We start from the raw sequence: 15,993 nt of genomic DNA on the forward strand, positions 1-15,993 counted from the left end.
TACCTTTGCCTTAAAACTTGGTTCAAACTTACTTCTTCTTCCCATTTCTGTTCCTTTCTTACTTAGTGCAAAGATAAACAATATTCTTTAACTTTAGCACCTGTACTAAAATTGGGGAGTATTATACACATCTTCCACTCCCCTGAAAGTAGTCTTAAAACTCTTTAGTTTGGCATTGAATGATTCCGTATTGGTATTGGTGAATCTTTGGTTAAAGAAGTTATGTATCCTCTCATAATGCTGCTTGAATGTTTCAATGAGTTGAAATTGATTCCTATAAGGCGTGGCTTTGCAACCTCATAATGCTGCTTGAACGTTTCGAAGACGGTATTGAACTGCGGATATTTCATCTCCTCAACCTTGTTGACTCATAGCTCCATCTTCGGTCTTGCTACGTCCTTGGTTAATTTGGTCGAATAGATCCGTACTAAATGCAGCGAAAGATGGTAGAATGAACCAGAATAGAGTTGATTACAATAAAGTGATTTTTGACATATCACGATGTTTATTGCGCATCTTCTCGATTTGCGGTTGCTAAGATACTAAAAAATCCCATTAAGAAGACTATCAATTTTAGATCAAGATAAAGCACACTCCCTCATTTCTGAAAAACAAATCCTTCAAACTCATCAGTAAATTTGAGGTTGCTTTTAGACTTTATTTCAGCTTTTTGTTTAGGTAAAAATACAACTCATTCATACCTCACTCATGTCAGATGACGGAGCCCTCTTCAGGTTTTGTTAAAGTTGATGATGCAAAGTTCATCCTTTTCGCTTGTCATGATATGGCTTAATTTGTTTACATTTTATTTGCCTTCCTAAATGTGACACGAAGGAGAATATCGTAGTCGTTCATAGATGTTTTCTTCATACACGAAGGATGGATATTTGTTCCAAATACCATTCTGATTTCTGTTCTTGTTTGGGATAAAATTGGGACGAATTGTTATGGTTATGTCAATTTTGAGAATATCGTATGAAGGGTTTTCTGTAACTCTAATTTTTCCTAAAATAAGTTCGTTTTCATTCCTTTAATTTGTCGTTTCCAAAGAAAAGGGGTATATTTGCACATATAGAAAAAATGTGCAATTTTAAATTACGGAGGAATTAAGATGTCCATATCTAAAACAAGACAGAAGTTAGTGGATGTTGCCCGACAGCTATTTGCTAAGAATGGCCTCAATAATACGACGATGAATGACATTGCCGTAGCTTCTGAGAAAGGACGTCGTACCCTATATACTTATTTCAAGAGCAAAGAAGATGTCTATTATGCAGTAATAGAATCGGAATTGGAGCGTTTATCAGATAAATTGGATGAAGTGGCTTCTGAAAAGATACTGCCACAGGACAAAATCATAAAATTGATTTATACCCATTTAAGCATGATCAAGGAGACTGTCATGCGGAATGGGAATCTTCGCGCTGAATTTTTCCGGAATATCTGGATGGTTGAGAAGGTGCGAAAGAATTTTGATGAAGATGAGATAGAGATATTCAGGAAAGTTTACGCTGACGGTAAAGCAGAAGGCGAATTTGATATTGAAAATGTAGACTTAGTGGCGGATATCACCCATTATTGTATTAAGGGACTTGAAGTTCCCTTTATTTATGGGCGCTTGGGGCATGGCTTGACAGAAGAGTCCAGCAAACCGATAGTTGCTAAGTTTGTTTATGGTGCTTTAGGCAAGCGGAAAGAGTAAACCTTGTCCAAGGTCAGAATCTCCGGTAGGTTGATGGAAGCTCTCGTGGTTTCAATATAAATTTCCCGGATGTTGTCAATAAAGAATTTATTATTATTTAATCAATAAAGAATAAAAATGGGATTATTAACAGGTAGGACAGCCCTTATTACAGGAGCTGCGCGCGGTATCGGAAAAGCTATCGCATTGAAATTTGCTCAAGAAGGTGCAAATATTGCATTTACTGATCTTGCGATTGACGAAGAACACGGTGGAAAAGGTACAGAGCGGGATATTCAGGCACTCGGTGTAAAGGCAAAGGGATATGCCAGTAATGCGGCAGATTTTGCTCAGACAGAAGAGACCATCAAACAAGTACTTGCTGATTTCGGGAGCATTGATATTCTCGTCAACAATGCTGGTATCACAAAGGATGGATTGATGCTCAGGATGACTGAAGCTCAGTGGGATGCCGTCATTGCTGTCAACTTGAAGAGCGCATTCAATTTTATACACGCTTGTCTGCCCGTCATGATGCATCAGCGTAAAGGCTCCATTATCAATATGGCTTCAGTAGTCGGTGTCCATGGCAATGCCGGACAATGCAATTATGCAGCTTCCAAGGCAGGACTGATTGCTTTGGCCAAGAGTATTGGTCAGGAGATGGGCCCTAAAGGTGTTCGTGCCAATGCGATAGCTCCCGGATTCATTGATACAGCCATGACCCAGGCTCTGCCGGATAATATCCGCAAGGAGTGGGTAAAGAAGATACCGCTTCGTCGTGCAGGTACGACTGAAGATATCGCAAATACAGCCCTTTATCTGGCCTCTGATTTGTCCAGTTATATTTCCGGTCAGGTCATTCAGGTCGATGGTGGCATGAATATGTAAAGACAACTTTTTGGTTATCAGGTTCCGGTCTTTTCTGACCTTTTGCCTGATAACCAAATTTGTTTTTAGAATGATAAAGCTATGAAATTTTCTAAACCTTCGAATTTTGATACCTGTTTACGAAGATAATCATATTATAATCGTCTCCAAGAGTTGCGGTGAAATCGTTCAAGGGGATAAAACCGGTGATACGCCTCTTTCAGAGACTGTAAAAGTTTATTTGAAAGACAAATATCAAAAGAGCGGAAATGTGTTTCTAGGAGTTGTCCATCGCTTAGACCGACCTGTTGCAGGTTTGGTCGTGTTTGCCAAAACCTCCAAGGCATTGTCCCGTCTGGACGTGATGTTCAGCAAGGGAGATGTCCATAAAACTTATTGGGCAATCGTGCAAAACGTACCGGAGATACCAGAACGGACACTCGTCAATTGGATTGTCAGGAAGGAAAAGCAGAACAAAAGTTATGTCTATGATCATGAAGTCCCGGAGTCCAAGAAAGCAATATTGCACTATAAAGTCATCGGCCATTCAGATCATTACTGTTTGCTGGAAGTAAATCTGATGACCGGCCGTCATCATCAGATCCGTTGTCAGTTGGCCCACATCGGTTGTCCTATAAAAGGAGATCTGAAGTATGGGGCAAAGAGGAGCAATCCCGGAGGCGGCATAGATCTTCTGGCACACCAGATAGAATTCGTGCATCCGGTATCTAAGAAAACGATTCTAGCCACAGCACCGGTCCCTGATAATCGGTTATGGAAGGATATTACTTCCAACGTAGAAGATTGAAGAGCCTTGTCAGAGAGCGGCTCAACCTTACCTATACCAATTCCGGAAGATTAGATAGAAGAATTTGTCTTCATCTGTTGATTCACTTTTGGAACTTAAACAAAGTCGTTGAAAACAATAGAATCTTTTATTGATCTTCACAAATTGGTATAAATTGGATTATTTTTGATGTAATTATTTCTATTTTTCCGAAAAAATGATTTACTTTGCATCACAATCCTGAGAAGTCTTTGTTTTGATTGCTTCAGGTTTCACCACAGCTTATGAAAAAAGTTCTGAAAGGAGTGATGACAGCGATTCTGGGATTAGCCCTGTTATTCGTCTTTCTCACCGTATTATTATATTTTCCTCCTGTACAAAACTTTATCGTACATCAAGTTGCATCATATGCGTCGAAAAAGACGGGTATGGAGATTTCCGTGCAGCGTGTCAACTTGGTATTTCCTTTGGATCTAGGTGTGGACGGTATAAAAGTCCTTCAGCAGAATGATTCTGTTCCCCAGGAGAAAGATACTGTTGCCGACATCAATAGGACCATAGCCAATATCCAGTTGATGCCCCTTTTTCATGGCCATGTGATGGTAGACGAACTGAGTTTTAATCGAATGAAGGTCAACACGACCAACTTCATTCATAAGGTTCGTATCCGGGGGAATATCGGGAAACTGATGGTCCGTTCGCATGGTATAGACCTGAACCTGAAATATGTCAATGTCAACCATTGTGACCTTTCCGATGCCAATATTGATGTGGCCCTAAGCGATACCGTACCTCCTGATACGACACCCAATACCAATTTCTGGAAGATCAACATCCAGCGTTTCCATGCTCACCATACCCTTTTTACGCTTCATATGCCGGGCGATTCTTTACGGTTGACGGCGACTTTGGGAGATCTGAACGCTCAAGAAGGTTATCTGGACCTTTATAAAAGTCTTTATTCCGCAGGAGCATTCAATTGGCAGAACGGTGCTTTCCGTCTGGACCGTCCTTTTGAAGTGTATGCCAAAGGGCATGGTCTGGATATGAATCACCTGTCCCTCAACCAATTAGCTTTGGATGCCAAGGATTTCCGCTATGTCAATGACAGTCTGAATATCAATATACTCCGGTCTCATTTCAATGAGTTGAGAAGCGGCATCACTGTCAATTCGTTGAAGGGAGCCCTAGCCTTGGATTCCCTGAAGTTCAGGGTGCCCAATTTATATTTGAGGACCCCAGAGTCAGAGGTGCAGGCACGGCTCAATCTTGATTTGAATGCCTTTGATGATGATCATCCCGGCATACTGGATGCTTCTCTCCATGGTTCCATTGGCAAACAAGACCTGATGCGTTTCATGGGTTCGATGCCAGTTGCATTCAGAAGGTCATGGCCTAATTACCCTTTGAGTATTGAAGGGTCTTTCAGGGGGAACATGCAGCATGCCCTTTTCAGCGGTCTTACTGTGATCCTGCCTACCGCATTCCATTTGCAGGCGAATGGCTATTTGGCCTCACTGACGAATTTGGACCGTCTTCGGGCAAGTTTCTTTCTGAATGCCCAGACTTATCGTCTGAATTTTCTCACCAGTCTTTTAGATCCCTCTTTCAACAGAATGATCAATATCCCCAGTGGAATTGCGATCAAGGGGAGGTTTGATGTTGACGGGAAACGCTTGGGAGGCGATTTCCAGGCCAGTCAGGGTGGTGGAACATTGCGGGCGAAAGGTTTTATTCACACCGGTCAAATGGCCTATCGTGCCAGTCTTGTTGCCAGAAATCTTCCTTTGCAGAATTTCGTCCCTCATCAGGGCTTGCATCCTTTTTCAGGAGATATTGTCTTAAACGGACGCGGCACAGATATCTTCTCTCCGAAGACGAACCTGCAGGCAAGGGCGAGGGTGCTGAGATTCACTTTCGGAGGCTATGATTTCAGCCATATCTTGGCTAATGCAGTCATCTCCCGAGGCAGGATTAAGGCTCATATCAACAGTCATAACCCGTTGTTACAGGGTACTGTCAATCTCCAGGCGAGAACCAGTATACAACCTATAGAAGCTACACTGGTCGCTGACCTGAGCAAGATCGACTTTTACCATCTGAAACTGACAGATGATTCGATAACGGCAGGTTTCAAGGGAATGGTCCGTCTGGCTACTAACCGTCAGGGCTATATCCGAACCAAGGGACTTGTGAGCAATCTGTCTATTTCGAATGGTAAAAAGACCTATCGCCCCGAAGATATTCACATGGATGTCCTTTCCCAGAAGGATTCGACGTATGCCCGTGTGGACTGCGGTGATTTCCACTTCAATGCTGAAGGCAAAGGCGGATACAAGAAACTGCTCAGTCAGGTGAACTATTTGCAGAGAAAGACAGCACGACAACTGAAGGAGCGGAAGATTGACCAGCGGAGTCTGATGGACCACTTCCCCTTGGCGCGTATCTTCCTGACTTCAGGAAACGACAATTTCGTCTACCATGTCCTCGAACATTATGGCTATCATTTCAAAAATGCGGAGATGGACCTGACCTCGTCACCTGCCAGGGGACTTAACGGTTATGTTCATCTGGATTCTTTGGCCTTTAAACAGGTGTGCCTTGATACCATCCGAGCCTTGTTCAAAACAGAGCATGATGAGATTCACTATGATCTGAAGGTCGCAAATAACAAGGACAACCCTCAGTATGCTTTCAGGGCTTTGGCGAATGGAAAATTTACACAACAAGGGTCTGATATACGGGCCAAACTCTATGATGATCAGAACAGACTGGGAATAGATGTCGGTTTGGCGGCTATGCTGGAACAACATGGCATTCGTGTCCATCTGACTGATCCGCATCCTCTGCTCGGGTATAAGTCCTTTACGGCGAATGAGGACAATTATCTCTACCTGGGAGATGACAGGCGCGTCTCTGCAAATGTCGTCCTGAGAGATTCAGACGGGACAGGAGCACAACTCACTTCGAATGACGAGAATACTGAAGCCTTGCAGGATCTGACACTTAGTCTGAACCATGTGAATTTGGAGAAAATATTCCAGGTCCTTCCTTATACCCCTGATATTTCGGGAGATATGAGTGGGGATTTCCATGTGACTCAGACTAAAGACCGTTTCTCGGTCTCTTCCGACGTTGATGTCCAGAATATGGTTTATGACAAATGCCCAATGGGGAATGTCGGTACTGAGTTTGTGTATGTCCCTAAAGAGAACGGCTCTCATCAGGTCAATGGTATCCTCTTGAAGGACGGCAATCAGGTGGCAACAATAGACGGCATCTATCACCCTCAGGGAGCGGGCCATATCAACGCGAGGGTGAAGATGGAAAAGACCCCGTTGGAGTTGCTCAATGGATTTATCCCCGACCAACTCTTTGGATTCAAAGGCAAGGGAGAGGGGACCCTGACCGTGAAAGGCTCTCTGAAGAAGCCTGATGTAGAGGGTGAGATCTATCTGGACTCCTCCTATATATACAGTGACGCCTATGGCGTCTCCATGCGCTTTGCCAATGATCCTGTACGGATTGTGGGCAGTCATCTGCTCTTTGAGAACTTTGAGGTTTTTGCCAACAACAACAGTCCTCTGAATGTTTCAGGAACTTTCGACTTCTCTAATCTGGACCGGATGATGCTGGATATCCGCATGCGGGCACAGAACTTCGAGTTGATTAACGCAAAGGAAAATCCCAAGTCTACTGCATTCGGAAAGGCCTTTGTCGATTTCTTCGGGACAATGAAGGGACCGGTGGACAATATGAAACTGAGAGGAATGATCAGCGTCCTGGGGACGACGGATATGACGTATGTCTTGAAAGAATCTGAGTTGACGACAGATGATGATCTGAACGAACTGGTCAAGTTTACTGATTTCAAGGATTCCACGGCTGATGTGGTGAGTCGTCCTAAAATCCAGGGCCTCGACATGTCTCTGACGGTCAAGGTCGATGAAGCGGCCCGAATACTCTGTTCCCTCAATGCCCTGCACACCAATTACATCGATCTGGAAGGTGGCGGCAACTTAGCTCTGACCTATAATTCGCAAGACAATTTACGCTTGATAGGCAAGTATACGTTGAACAATGGAGAGATGAAGTATTCTCTGCCGGTTATCCCGTTGAAGACATTCGATATTCAGAACGGGAGTTACATCGAGTTTACCGGTGATCCGATGAACCCGAAGTTGAATATTACGGCTACGGAATCTGTCACGGCCTCTGTCAGTGAAGGGAAGGATCTGGGGCGGTCGGTAGATTTTGTCTGCGGCGTACAACTCTCCAAGACCCTCCACAAGATGGGGATACAGTTTATCATTAGCGCGCCCAGTGATATTGCCGTGCAGGATGAATTGAACACGATGTCCGCAGAAGAGCAGGGTAAGATAGCCGTTACGATGTTGGCGACGGGGATGTATACCGCCAATGGCAATACCAGCAAGTTTTCCATGAACAGTGCTTTGAGCACTTTCCTGAACAGCGAGATCAATATGATTGCAGGGAATGCCACCCGTTCACTCGGACTCAATTTGGGAATGACGGTCAATAACTCGACGAACTCACAAGGAGAACTGCATACCGATTACAACTTCAAGTTCTCCAAGCGCCTGTGGAACAACCGTTTGAGTTTTATCGTCGGGGGGCAGTTGTCTTCCGGGGCAGACATTGACGAGAACAAGCGCAATGACTCGTTCTTCAGTGATGTGGAATTGCAGTACCGTCTTGACCAGAATGCCAGTCAATATCTCAAGGCCTATTATAATAACAATTATTATGACTGGCTGGAGGGGCAGATCGGCGAATATGGCGTGGGCTTTACCTGGAAGAGGAAATTGCAGCATTTCAAGGATATTTTCAATTTCAAATCAGATAAGTCTTCCACAGGTTTGTTTCGCAGGAGGACAGATAGAGGAGCGAAATCCGAGGTGAAAAAGGATTCGGTATCAGAAAAGAAATAGTTGTCACAGAACGGCATGAAGAAAGATAGGATGAGGTACAATTGTAGAAAATATAGAAAAAGGCTGGAGACCGCACTTGAATTGTTCGGCGTTTTCCTGTTGTGTGCTTGTTCCACTACATCAGCCATCCCTGATGGAGAGCAACTTTTTGCGGGATTGGACAAGATCACGTATAAGAACACGGACAAGAGCAAGTATGCTGTAGAGACTCAGACTGAGATGGAGTCGGTTCTGGCTTCCCCTCCTACGGGTGCTATCCTTGGAAGCAGTTATTACCGTACCCCCTTTCCTATCAGACTCTGGTTGTGGAATGCTTTTGCTAAGAGCAATAATTCCGTGGGGATGTGGCTTGCCAAGACTTTGGGATCTGTTCCCACGCTGATGAGTGGCGTTAATCCTCAACTCAGAGTCCAAGTCGCAGAGAACCAATTGCGGAAATTCGGCTATTTTAATGGGCAGATCTCTTATAAGGTGCGGACATTAAAGAATCCCAAGGTTGCCAAATTGAGTTATACCGTTGATATGGGACATTTGTGGACCATCGATTCCTTACGCTATATCGGTTTTTCTGCAATATCCGACAGTTTGATGCAGAATCATGTAGCAGAAGCCGTCATCAAGAAAGGCGATCCCTTCAATGTCCCCAACCTGGAGTTGGAACGTGAGCGCATTTCTTCGCTCTTCCGCAATCAAGGGTACTACTATTACCAGAGTAATCTGGCCTCTTATGTTGCTGATACGGTCGGAGTGAAAGGGAAAGTGGGATTGCGGTTTGTCTTGTCTGATAGCCTGGAGAACAGGATGAAGAAACAGTGGTACATCGGGAATATCAATGTCAATCTACGCAAGCAATATCGTGACAGCCTTTCCAATAGCCGGAAGTTCCGTTATTTCACGGCACATTTTGATGGCAGGCGCCCTGCGCTTCGGGCAGGCGTCATCGCCAAAGGATTGAAATTCCGCTCCAAGCAACTCTACAGTGCTGATACAGAGCTTGAGACGAGCCGATATTTCCAGAGTACGGGACTCTTCAGCAGTGCCGCATTAAACTTCATACCACGGGATACTTCAGCTGTTTGCGATACGTTGGATCTCAATATGGACTTGCTTTTCGACAAACCTTATGATTTCTATATCGAGACGAATGCGACTGGGAAGACGACAGGGCGTATAGGACCGGAACTGGTCCTGGGTTTTACGAAGCGTAATGCTTTCCGCGGAGGCGATAATCTGAACATGAATGTCCATGGCTCCTATGAGTGGCAGACCGGGCATTCTAATGAGGGAACAAGTTCCGGCGTGAATTCCTACGAATATGGAGGAGATGTCTCCCTTGTCATACCTCGGTTGCTGACGCCGAAAACGCTGTTCAGGGATCTGTCGATAGGGAAACACAAGCACAGCCAGAAGAAGAAAAACAAATCATTTACCCTGTTGCCTACTACGACCATCAAGGCTGCCTTGAACATCCTGAACAGGGCAGGCTATTTCAAGCGTCATGTCGTTTCAGGCGAACTCACCTATAGTTGGATGCCTACGGCCCAGTCTCATTTTTCTTTCACGCCGCTGTCCATCTCTTATGAATACATGAACAGCAAGACGGCCAAGTTTGACACGCTCCTGAACGATAACCCTTATCTCCAGATCTCCATGCGCGATCAGATGGTTCCCAAGATGAGTTTCACCTACACCTATACCAGCAAACCCGCACTTTTGAGTCCGATCACCTGGTCGACGACAGTGAGCGAGGCCGGCAACCTGCTCTCGCTGGGTTATACTGTGGCGGGGAAGAAATGGAGTGAACAAAACAAGAAGATGTTCAAGAACCCTTATGCGCAATTCCTGAAGATAGAGTCCGATCTCGTGAAATACTGGCGCTTTTCGGGATATTCCACCCTTGTGGGGCATCTTGATGCAGGTGTCGCCTGGGCCTATGGCAATACGGAAGAGATTCCTTATTATGAACAGTTTTATGTGGGCGGTGCCAATAGTGTCAGGGCCTTCAATGTACGCAGTATAGGACCGGGAAAATTCGTACCGCAGGATTCCAAATATTCTTATATCGACCAGACCGGAAATGTCAAGTTTCTGGCCAATCTGGAATACCGCCCTCGCTTTTTCGGCAATTTGTATGGGGCAGTGTTCATGGATGCAGGTAATGTGTGGAATCTCCGGGACAATGATAGGCAGGTCGGGGGCAAATTTGAATTCAATAATTTTCTCAAGCAACTGGCTGTCGGTACAGGTGTGGGTATCCGTTATGACTTGGGGATGTTCGTCATCCGCCTCGACTACGGTATAGGACTGCACGTGCCTTATGATACTGACCGGAGCGGCTTTTACAATATCCCGCACTTCAAGGATGCCCAGAGTCTTCATCTGGCCGTCGGCTATCCGTTCTGAACAGTTTGGATAGACCCATTGGACTGCCGATTGTCCGCCTGTCCGCTTGTCCGCTTTCTGTCTTTTCCGGTGTGGCAGAAAGAGACAAAAATTATTAATGGGATGAAAAAACAAGTGGTGGCCTGTCTTTGTCTCCCTTCTTTTTATTAAATTTGCATAGTTAAAATAATATGTAATTATCAATCGCTATGAAACCAACATTATTGCTACTTGCAGCAGGCATGGGCAGCCGTTACGGCGGCCTGAAACAACTTGATGGTATGGGACCTAATGGGGAGACCATCATGGATTATTCCATTTATGATGCCATTCAGTCAGGATTCGGGAAGATCGTCTTCGTGATCCGTAAGGATTTTGAGGACCAGTTCCGTCAGAAGATCCTGTCAAAATATGAAGGCCATGTGCCTGTCGAACTCTGCTTCCAGAGTTTGGATGCTCTACCTGAGGGTTTTTCTGTACCTGCCGGTCGTACCAAGCCGTGGGGCACTAATCATGCCGTATTGATGGCACGTGACGTTATCAAGGAACCATTTGCCGTTATCAACTGCGATGATTTCTACAATCGTGACTGCTTCAAGGTCATCGGTAAGTTCCTCTCTGAACTTCCTGACGGATCCAAGAACCGCTATGCGATGGTTGGCTTCCGTGTGGGCAACACTTTGAGTGAGAATGGTACTGTGGCTCGCGGCATCTGCTCCAAAGACGCCAAGGAGAATCTGACGACTGTCGTAGAACGCACTGAGATCATCCGGCGTGACGGCAAGGTCTGCTATAAGGATGAAAAGGGTAATTGGATTCCTGTCTCTGACAATACACCTGTAAGTATGAATGTCTGGGGATTTACTCCTGATTATTTCAACTACAGCGCTGATTATTTCAAGGATTTCCTGAAAGATCCAGAGACTCAGAAGAATCCTAAGGCTGAGTTCTTCATTCCTCTGATGGTCAACAAACTCATCAATGACGGTACGGCTACCGTAAGGGTGCTGGATACCACGAGTAAATGGTTTGGTGTGACCTATTCTGCTGACCGCCCGAGTGTGGTGGCAAAGATCCAAAAACTTGTTGATGACGGTATCTATCCTAATCGGCTTTTTTAACTCGTTTGAAACAATAACGACTATTCCCAAACATATCCCGTTCAGCTTTGACTGCTGAGGCGGGTTGAGACCCATTTATGGATATTAATATATTAACAGAACAAGAAGTTGCTACCCTGAAAGACTGGATAGCAACTTCTTCCCATATCGTTCTTGTCGGACATAAATCACCTGATGGAGATGCAGTAGGATCAAGTCTCGGATGGTCTGAATACCTGCGCTATCTAGGTAAGAATCCTACAGTCGTCATGCCGGATGCTTACCCGGATTTCTTGCACTGGCTTCCGAATAATGAGAAGATCATGCGCTATGACAAGCATCCCGAAGAGGTCAAGGCTCTCTTCGCATCGGCTGACTTGGTGTTCTACCTCGATTTCAGCGAAGAGAAGCGTGTAGATGATATGATGCCTCTCCTTCAGAATTGTAAAGCCAAGAAGGTGATCATCGACCATCACCCCGGACCGGGTCTGGAAGGTGCTCTCATTTTGTCACGCATTACCGCAAGTTCCACTTGTGAATTGGTCTTCCGGATCGTGTGGCAGTTAGGTGGCTTTGAGGCTATGACACAGCATTTCGCCATCCCCGTCTATTGTGGCATGATGACAGATACAGGAGGGTTTACTTATAATAGCAATGATCCCGGCATTTATTTTATCATTAGCCAACTGTTGACGAAGCATATCGACAAGGACAAGATATATCGCAATGTTTTCAATAATTACAGTTCTTGGGCAGTCCGCTTGAGAGGGTATATACTGTATCAGAAATTGAATGTCTTCGAAGATCTCCACGCTTCTTACTATACTATCACACGTAAAGAACTAAAGAATTTTCATTACGTCAAAGGTGATGCCGAGGGACTGGTCAATGAACCTTTGCGTATCAGAAAGATGAAACTCTCGATCTCTTTGCGTGAGGATACAGATCAGGATCAGTTGATCTGGATAAGTCTCCGCTCTGTAGACAACTTTCCCTGCAACAAGATGTCTCAGGAATTTTTCAATGGCGGAGGTCATCTCAATGCCAGTGGAGGCAAACTCTTTTGTACGATGGAAGAAGCTGAAAAAGTGGTAAGAAAAGCCATAAAAGCTTATGCCGGCTTGTTGCAATAAAATCTTTTTCGTATTTTTGCAGCGGTGGTGCAGGTAAAGTCTGTCAGAAAAGCAAATGACCAAGGCTTGAAGCAGTAGTTCGCTAATAGTTCCTATAGATGCATCCTAACTTTTTAGTAATGATGAGCTTCGGTAAGATCTGGATGGTTTTGACGAAAAGAAGTTCAATGAAAAATCATAAAATGAATAAATCAATCATCGTAATCTTAGCATTTTTGATGGCAGTTTTGTCGTTCTCGTCTTGTAGTGATGACGAGACTTATGCCCATCAGAAAGAGACAGAGCGACACAACATCAATACATTTATAGTAACCAATAATATACAAACTATTTCTGAAGATGAGTTCTTGAAGGATACGGTGACATTGAGTGATGCAACTCATAATCAGTGGGTTTTGTTCAATACGACGGGAGTCTATATGCAGATCCTTAATCGGGGAGAAGGCGAGCCGATCCGGAAAGGACAGACAATAGATGTGCTCTGCCGTTTTGCCGAGTATAATCTGAACGATCAACCAAAGTTTAAAATCACAGAAAAACTGGACTTGGATTCAGCCCAGTTGACGAATGAAGCTTGGATTCCTTCCAATGGCGGTGCTCCGGAGACAATGTCTGTGACGAATACTAGTGGGACGTTTACTGCTTCATTTGACAGTAAGACCAGTTTGATGTACAGTGCTTACGGTTCAGCTTCTGTTCCGGCAGGTTGGCTGGTACCACTCTCCTATATCCGTTTGGGACGTGGCGACAATGTTGCTCATGTACGCCTCATCGTACCTTCTTCAGAAGGCCAGATGTATGCGTCCAGCAATGTGTACGCTTGTTTCTATGACATCACTTATATGAGGGGAAGATAATAATCATTTTTCAGGAAAAATATCATGACACTAATTAAATCTATTTCAGGAATCCGAGGAACAATCGGAGGACGAGCAGGGGATACTTTGAATCCTCTGGATATCGTAAAGTTTGTTTCAGCTTATGTGACGTTCATACGGAAAAGCGAAAAATCTTCCGTACACAAGATCGTCGTTGGCAGAGATGCGCGTATCTCCGGTCCTATGGTCAAGAATGTAGTGTGCGGTACCCTCATGGGTATGGGCTACGATGTCCTGAATATAGGACTCGCCACAACTCCGACCACAGAACTTGCAGTTCGCCTGAGTGGGGCTGCAGGCGGTATCATCATTACTGCCAGTCATAATCCCAGGCATTGGAATGCCTTGAAACTGTTGAACAGTGAGGGTGAGTTCCTGACCAAAGCTGATGGCAATGAAGTTCTGGATATTGCTGCCAAGGAAGACTTCGAATATGCAGATGTTGACCATCTGGGAAGTTATACGGATGACGATACTTTCAACTGGCGTCATATCGATGCAGTCCTGGCTTTGGATCTGGTGGACGTTGAGGCTGTCAGAAAGGCTCATTTCAAGGTCATCGTGGATTCCATCAACTCTGTCGGCGGTATTATCCTTCCGTATCTGTTGAAGACGCTTGGCGTGGAAGCACGCTTCCTCAACGGTACTCCTGATGGGAATTTTGCCCATAATCCTGAACCTCTGGAGAAGAATCTTGGAGGAATCATGGGAGAAGTGGCCAAGGGAGGCTATGATCTTGGTATAGTCGTAGATCCTGATGTCGACCGTCTCGCTTTCATTCAGGAAGATGGTAAAATGTATGGTGAGGAATATACGCTGGTGACAGTGGCTGATTACATATTGGATCATGTTCAGGGACCTACCGTGAGCAATCTGAGTTCTACGCGGGCTTTGCGTGATGTGACGGAACGTCATGGCTGCAAATACTACGCTGCTGCCGTTGGTGAAGTGAATGTGACAACGAAGATGAAAGAAGTCGGTGCCGTCATCGGAGGTGAAGGTAACGGTGGAGTCATCTATCCGGCTTGTCATTATGGCCGTGATGCTCTTGTGGGCATCGCTCTTTTCCTGAGTAGTTTGGCTCAGAAAGGATGTAAGGCAAGTCAACTTCGGGCTACTTTCCCCAACTATTTCATGGCAAAGAATCGCATAGACCTGAAGCCTACTACTGATATCAATGCCATTCTTGAGAAAGTAAAGGATCAGTATGCTACCAAGAAAGATGTCCAAGTGACGACAATAGATGGCGTCAAACTCGATTTCCCTGATTGCTGGGTTCATCTGCGCAAGAGTAATACAGAGCCGATAATCCGTGTCTACAGTGAGGCTAAATCGAAAAAGGAAGCTGATGCTATAGGTGAAAAAATCATGCAGGAAGTGAAGCAGATGCTCTAACTGGCATTTGTGTCAGTACAAAAATAATAAAGAGGATGTAGAGCAACCTGAAGTGAACCCCGATAGTTGGACAAACAACTATCGGGGTTCTCTATATTTTGAGACATCTCCAAAATTAATTAATTTTGCCAATTCATACTAATGGGGGTATGTCCCTCATTCCGTTAGGCATTCTCCGTACTTTTCATGCTGTTTATACTTTCAAACGCTTCCGAGTTTTCGTACTTTGTAAAAAATAGTATAAATTATGGAATTTATCAGTTGATAAATGATAAGACTGTATTTTATAATCTATAGGAGGAACTGTAAAGGAAGGGTAGGGAAATAATTACTAAAGTTTTTTTGTGGAGTACGAGAAATGATGGAGAGAATTGGGTTAAAAGTTTCGTTGTATGTTATGTGATTCTTCTGAAATTAGGGTGGAATACAAAGTAATTGAGTTCAAAGAATTACAGTGTCTATAAAATTCCCATAACAATAAATAGAGATTTCTAGGGTGAAATTTTGAAATTAATAAGATAATCATTATGTTTGCACATAATCATATAGAAATGATTACATGCAAAAAGAGGATTATATAAAACGATTGGTAGACTATCTAAGAATGACAACGGGAGAGACAACTGTTGTTAAACCTCTTGAAAATCAGATTAAGAGGAAGATTCCCATTGTCATTTCTGGAAGTTTTTGTGGTAGCCTAATATTGGTTGACCACTTTTAGCCTTAAGCCTGAATTAAGTTGTTCATTATTTTCCTTAATCCTACATATGGTTGACATTTTATCTTCTAATCCTGATAAAGGTTGACTTCTATGC

At 44.2% G+C, this 15,993-nt stretch carries 10 protein-coding genes; 9 read left to right on the plus strand and 1 reads right to left on the minus strand.

The annotated features are described in order from the left end of the window. Positions 1–105: 105 nt before the first annotated feature. Entirely contained in the window at positions 106–258 is a 153-nt protein-coding gene (locus NG821_RS11225; protein WP_317233092.1) for a transposase, read from the minus strand. Between the two features lie 853 nt (positions 259–1,111). On the opposite strand from NG821_RS11225, the gene NG821_RS11230 reads away from it, so the two are divergent. The 9 genes from NG821_RS11230 (at position 1,112) to glmM (ending at position 15,178) form a co-directional block, all read left to right on the plus strand. Next, positions 1,112–1,702: a TetR/AcrR family transcriptional regulator gene (locus NG821_RS11230; protein WP_252761756.1), complete on the plus strand. Its 591-nt coding sequence runs from the start codon at positions 1,112–1,114 to the stop codon at positions 1,700–1,702. A gap of 117 nt (positions 1,703–1,819) precedes the next feature. Beyond that, positions 1,820–2,572 (plus strand): 3-oxoacyl-[acyl-carrier-protein] reductase, encoded by a 753-nt coding sequence (fabG, locus tag NG821_RS11235; RefSeq protein WP_252761757.1) that lies wholly within the window; start codon positions 1,820–1,822, stop codon positions 2,570–2,572. Between the two features lie 106 nt (positions 2,573–2,678). Next, positions 2,679–3,359 carry an RluA family pseudouridine synthase gene (locus tag NG821_RS11240; RefSeq protein WP_252761758.1) on the plus strand — a complete coding sequence of 227 codons (681 nt, stop codon included), beginning with the start codon at positions 2,679–2,681 and terminating at the stop codon, positions 3,357–3,359. Positions 3,360–3,622: 263 nt separating this feature from the next. Then, entirely contained in the window at positions 3,623–8,290 is a 4,668-nt protein-coding gene (locus NG821_RS11245) for a translocation/assembly module TamB domain-containing protein (RefSeq protein ID WP_252761759.1), read from the plus strand. Between the two features lie 30 nt (positions 8,291–8,320). Continuing rightward, positions 8,321–10,693: a translocation and assembly module lipoprotein TamL gene (gene tamL / locus NG821_RS11250; protein ID WP_252761760.1), complete on the plus strand. Its 2,373-nt coding sequence runs from the start codon at positions 8,321–8,323 to the stop codon at positions 10,691–10,693. 188 nt (positions 10,694–10,881) lie between these two features. After that, positions 10,882–11,793, plus strand: a complete 912-nt coding sequence (locus NG821_RS11255; protein ID WP_252761761.1) for a glycosyltransferase family protein — start codon at positions 10,882–10,884, stop codon at positions 11,791–11,793. A 77-nt stretch (positions 11,794–11,870) separates the two neighbouring features. Beyond that, on the plus strand, positions 11,871–12,905 hold the full coding sequence (locus NG821_RS11260) for a DHH family phosphoesterase (RefSeq protein ID WP_252761762.1): 1,035 nt from the start codon (positions 11,871–11,873) through the stop codon (positions 12,903–12,905). Between the two features lie 182 nt (positions 12,906–13,087). Then, on the plus strand, positions 13,088–13,762 hold the full coding sequence (locus NG821_RS11265; protein ID WP_252761763.1) for a DUF4827 domain-containing protein: 675 nt from the start codon (positions 13,088–13,090) through the stop codon (positions 13,760–13,762). Between the two features lie 24 nt (positions 13,763–13,786). Beyond that, on the plus strand, positions 13,787–15,178 hold the full coding sequence (gene glmM, locus NG821_RS11270) for a phosphoglucosamine mutase (RefSeq protein ID WP_252761764.1): 1,392 nt from the start codon (positions 13,787–13,789) through the stop codon (positions 15,176–15,178). Positions 15,179–15,993: the final 815 nt, after the last annotated feature.

The sequence above is a fragment of the Segatella cerevisiae genome (assembly GCF_024054555.1).
Classification (GTDB): domain Bacteria; phylum Bacteroidota; class Bacteroidia; order Bacteroidales; family Bacteroidaceae; genus Prevotella; species Prevotella cerevisiae.

Bases quoted from the DNA above. Each gene is read 5' to 3' on its own strand.
- NG821_RS11230 (WP_252761756.1), top strand. From the start codon at position 1,112: ATGTCCATATCTAAAACAAGACAGAAGTTAGTGGATGTTGCCCGACAG.
- fabG (WP_252761757.1), top strand. From the start codon at position 1,820: ATGGGATTATTAACAGGTAGGACAGCCCTTATTACAGGAGCTGCGCGC.
- NG821_RS11245 (WP_252761759.1), top strand. From the start codon at position 3,623: ATGAAAAAAGTTCTGAAAGGAGTGATGACAGCGATTCTGGGATTAGCC.
- tamL (WP_252761760.1), top strand. From the start codon at position 8,321: ATGAGGTACAATTGTAGAAAATATAGAAAAAGGCTGGAGACCGCACTT.
- NG821_RS11255 (WP_252761761.1), top strand. From the start codon at position 10,882: ATGAAACCAACATTATTGCTACTTGCAGCAGGCATGGGCAGCCGTTAC.
- NG821_RS11260 (WP_252761762.1), top strand. From the start codon at position 11,871: ATGGATATTAATATATTAACAGAACAAGAAGTTGCTACCCTGAAAGAC.
- NG821_RS11265 (WP_252761763.1), top strand. From the start codon at position 13,088: ATGAATAAATCAATCATCGTAATCTTAGCATTTTTGATGGCAGTTTTG.
- glmM (WP_252761764.1), top strand. From the start codon at position 13,787: ATGACACTAATTAAATCTATTTCAGGAATCCGAGGAACAATCGGAGGA.